Below are 3,602 nucleotides of genomic sequence, written 5' to 3'. Positions count from 1 at the left end.
GCCGGCAGCACCCCGGCCGCCCCGCTTCGACCCCGCTGACCCGCTCGGCATCGATGACCTGCTGACCCCCGAGGAACTGGGGATCCGCGCCGCCGTCCGCCGCTGGGCGGCGGACCGCGTGCTCCCCGGCGTCGCCGAGTGGTACGAGCGCGGTGAACTGCCGGTGGTGCGGGAGCTGGCCCGCGAGCTGGGCTCCCTCGGAGCCCTGGGAATGACCCTGGAGGGGTACGGCTGCGCCGGCGCGGGAGCCGTGCAGTACGGCCTGACCTGTCTCGAACTCGAGGCCGCCGATTCCGGTATCCGGTCCCTGGTGTCGGTGCAGGGCTCGTTGGCGATGTACGCGATCCACCGGCACGGCTCGTCCGAGCAGCGCGAGCGCTGGCTGCCCGTCATGGCCGCGGGGGAGGCCATCGGATGCTTCGGCCTCACCGAACCCGACCACGGTTCCGACCCGGGCTCGATGCGCACCCGGGCCCGACGGGAGGGGTCGGACTGGGTGCTCACCGGTCGCAAGACGTGGATCACCAACGCTCCGATCGCGGATGTCGCGGTGGTGTGGGCCCGCACCGAGGAGGGCATCCGCGGCTTCGTCGTACCCACCGACACCCCCGGCCTCTCGGCCCCGGAGATCCGCCACAAGTGGTCGCTGCGGGCCTCGGTCACCGGCGAGCTGGTGCTGGACGGGGTGCGACTGCCCGCCGACGCGGTCCTGCCGGGGGCGCGCGGGCTGGGCGCACCACTGGGCTGCCTGGGGCACGCCCGCTACGGAATCGTGTGGGGGGCGCCCGGTGCCGCCCGCAGCTGCCTGGAGACGGCGCTGGAGTACTCCCGAACCCGCGAGCAGTTCGGCCGCCCCATCGGGGGTTTCCAGCTCACCCAGGCGAAACTGGCCGACATGGCGGTGGAACTCCACAAGGCATTGCTGCTCGCCCTGCATTTGGGGCGGAGGATGGAAGCGGGTTCCCTCACCCCGGAACAGATCAGTTTCGGGAAGCTCAACAATGTGCGCGAGGCGTTGGAGATCTGCCGGACATCCCGCACGGTTCTGGGGGCGAACGGGATCTCGTTGGAGTATCCGGTGATGAGGCACGCCACGAATCTGGAATCCGTGCTCACCTACGAGGGCACCTCGGAAATGCACCAGTTGGTGGTGGGGAAGGCACTCACCGGGTTGGACGCCTTCCGGGGATGAGGCCGGCGATCGGGACGCCGGCCGTCCGGGGAGCCCTCACCGTTCGGCCGCAGCGGCCGGAGGGTGAGCCCGACCGGTCGGGGCGGCTCCGGTGCCGACCGCGACGCGGCGGCCCCCGGGGCCGGTGAACCGGGCCGACACCGGGTCGGGCGGCCTTTGCGGGTCCGCTGTGGGTCCGCGCCGCCCGCCCGATGATCAGCTCTGGTTGAAGAAGCCGGTCGAGCTGTTCCGCGAGCCGCTGATCACGCGGTAGTCGGTCGGCGTGAGCAGGAAGACCCGGTTGGCCACCCGCTCGATGGTTCCGCGCAGGCCGAAGGTCAACCCGGCGGCGAAATCCACCACGCGCTTGGCGTCGGAGGACTCCAGGGTGGTGAGGTTGATCACCACGGGGACGCCGTCGCGGAACAGTTCCCCGATCCGGCGGGCGTCACGGAAGCCCTGGGGGGTGATGGTGGCGATCCGCCCACCCTGCTCCTCGGCGGCCTCCGCCGCCACCCGCAGACGCGGGTCGGTGGTCCACGGCTCGGCGCGGTCCTCCGGCTCCGGCTCCGGCCCATCGGCGTATTCGTCGTCGTAGTAGCGCATCTCGCGGTCGTCGACCAGACCGAGCCAGGCGCTGGCCCTGCGCACCGAACCCATGGACGCCTCCTCTCTGCTCCGCGGTGGTCCGCTTACCCCCATGGTGGTCCATGATGCTGACAATCCGCCAAGGGAATAGACGACCGAACGGGATTCTGTGACGGTTCTGGTGCATACGATATGGCGTCCACTCAGGGTAGTTGCGCCATCGCGGGATTGACGGGACATCGGGTGATCGGCTCCACCCGACCGGGTGACGGGCAGCGGACGCGCGGGGCCCCCGGGACCCGCCGGGCGGCGGATCCGGGGGCCCGGGGAGGAGCGCGGCGCTCGGGGCACGAGTGGTGGTGGGAGCGACGGCGGGGGCGGGCGCCCCGGAGCTCACTCCCGCTCGGCGGCGACCAACTCGGCGATCTGCACCGCGTTCAGTGCCGCGCCCTTGCGGAGGTTGTCGTTGGACAGGAAGAGCGACAGGCCGTGCTCGACGGTCTCGTCGCGCCGCACGCGGCCCACGTAGGAGGCGTCCCGACCGGCGGCCTGCAGGGGGGTGGGGATGTCGGACAGCTCCACGCCGGGTGCCCCCGCCAGCAGCTCCAGGGCGCGCTCCGGCGTGATCGGGCGCTCGAAGCGGGCGTTGACCTGGAGGGAATGGCCCGAGAAGACCGGCACCCGTACGCAGGTGCCGGAGACCAGCAGTCCCGGGATGCCCAGGATCTTGCGGCTCTCGTTGCGGAGCTTCTGCTCCTCATCGGTCTCCCCGAGCCCGTCGTCGACGATCGAGCCGGCCATCGGCAGCACGTTGAAGGCGATGGGGCGCGTGTAGGTGGCGGGGGCCGGAAGGTCCAGGGCGGAGCCGTCCCGGGCCAAACGGTCGGCGCCCTGTTCGACGGCGGACCGGACCTGGCCGTCCAACTCGGCCACACCGGCCACGCCACTGCCGGAGACGGCCTGGTAGGTGGCGACCACAAGCGCGCTCAGCCCCGCCTCGGTGTGCAGGGGACGCAGCACGGGCATGGCGGCCATGGTGGTGCAGTTGGGGTTGGCGATGATGCCCTTGGGTCGGTCGGACACGGCCTCCGGGTTGACCTCGGAGACGACCAGCGGCACCCCGGGGTCCAGCCGCCAGGCGGAGGAGTTGTCGATGACCACGGCACCGGCGGCGGCGACCCGCTCGGCCAGGGCCCGGGAGGTGGCGCCGCCGGCGGAGAAGAGCACGATGTCCAGACCGCTGTAGTCGGCCTCCGCCGCGTCCTCGACGGTGACCTCCGTGTCCTGCCAGGGAACGGTCCGGCCCGCCGAGCGGGCGGAGGCGAACAGGCGCAGCTCGTCGATCGGGAACTTCCGCTCGGCGAGGATCTCCCGCATCACCGTTCCGACCTGCCCGGTGGCTCCGACGATCCCGATCTTCATGGGGCTCCTCCGTGTGCTCGCTGTCACGATTGTCGCGACCCTCCCGGCGGGTCCGGCCGGACGGCGTTGTCCGCCACCGGCCGCCGGCGTTCATTCGTGCGCGTCCTTCCGCAGCTCTCCGCGGCGCGCTCCCGACCGTGTGACCTACCCTGCCCTGCCGACCCCGATCGCGGCCAATCCTTTGACCTCGATCACATCCCGTGACCGCCGAACGGGTGGGTGGCGAAACCCTTTCGGGGGGAAGTAACGCCGGTGTAACGAAGTCGAACTAGCCTCCGGTGAGGGCCGGAGAGCCGTGGGGGCCGACGACGGTCGGTGACCATCGGGTTTCTCCGGGCGGGCTCCCCCGTCCGCTCCGCCCCGATCCGCGACAACGGCCGACAACGGTGAGGTGGGCCCAGCCGATGACCCCCGTGACCCC

The 3,602-nt window shown here is 71.7% G+C and carries 3 protein-coding genes; 1 reads left to right on the top strand and 2 read right to left on the bottom strand.

The features are described from left to right. A partial coding sequence (locus tag FNQ90_RS16115) for an acyl-CoA dehydrogenase family protein (RefSeq protein WP_228471278.1) occupies nucleotides 1-1,192 on the top strand: 1,192 nt, incomplete at its 5' end. A gap of 195 nt (nucleotides 1,193-1,387) precedes the next feature. Here FNQ90_RS16115 and FNQ90_RS16110 read toward each other — a convergent pair. Beyond that, complete coding sequence (locus tag FNQ90_RS16110) at nucleotides 1,388-1,831, bottom strand: cell division protein SepF (RefSeq protein ID WP_182607022.1); 444 nt, start codon at nucleotides 1,829-1,831, stop codon at nucleotides 1,388-1,390. 321 nt (nucleotides 1,832-2,152) lie between these two features. After that, nucleotides 2,153-3,181 (bottom strand): aspartate-semialdehyde dehydrogenase, encoded by a 1,029-nt coding sequence (locus tag FNQ90_RS16105; protein ID WP_182607021.1) that lies wholly within the window; start codon nucleotides 3,179-3,181, stop codon nucleotides 2,153-2,155. Nucleotides 3,182-3,602 lie beyond the last annotated feature (421 nt).

It is taken from the genome of Streptomyces alkaliphilus (assembly GCF_014141535.1).
Lineage (GTDB): Bacteria > Actinomycetota > Actinomycetes > Streptomycetales > Streptomycetaceae > Streptomyces > Streptomyces alkaliphilus.
The sequence above is the reverse complement of the archived record's forward strand: the minus strand, read 5'-3'. Positions and strand labels throughout refer to the sequence as shown.

Excerpts from the sequence above, each read along its gene's own strand:
- FNQ90_RS16105 (WP_182607021.1), bottom strand. The coding sequence starts at position 3,181 with ATGAAGATCGGGATCGTCGGAGCCACCGGGCAGGTCGGAACGGTGATG.
- FNQ90_RS16110 (WP_182607022.1), bottom strand. The coding sequence starts at position 1,831 with ATGGGTTCGGTGCGCAGGGCCAGCGCCTGGCTCGGTCTGGTCGACGAC.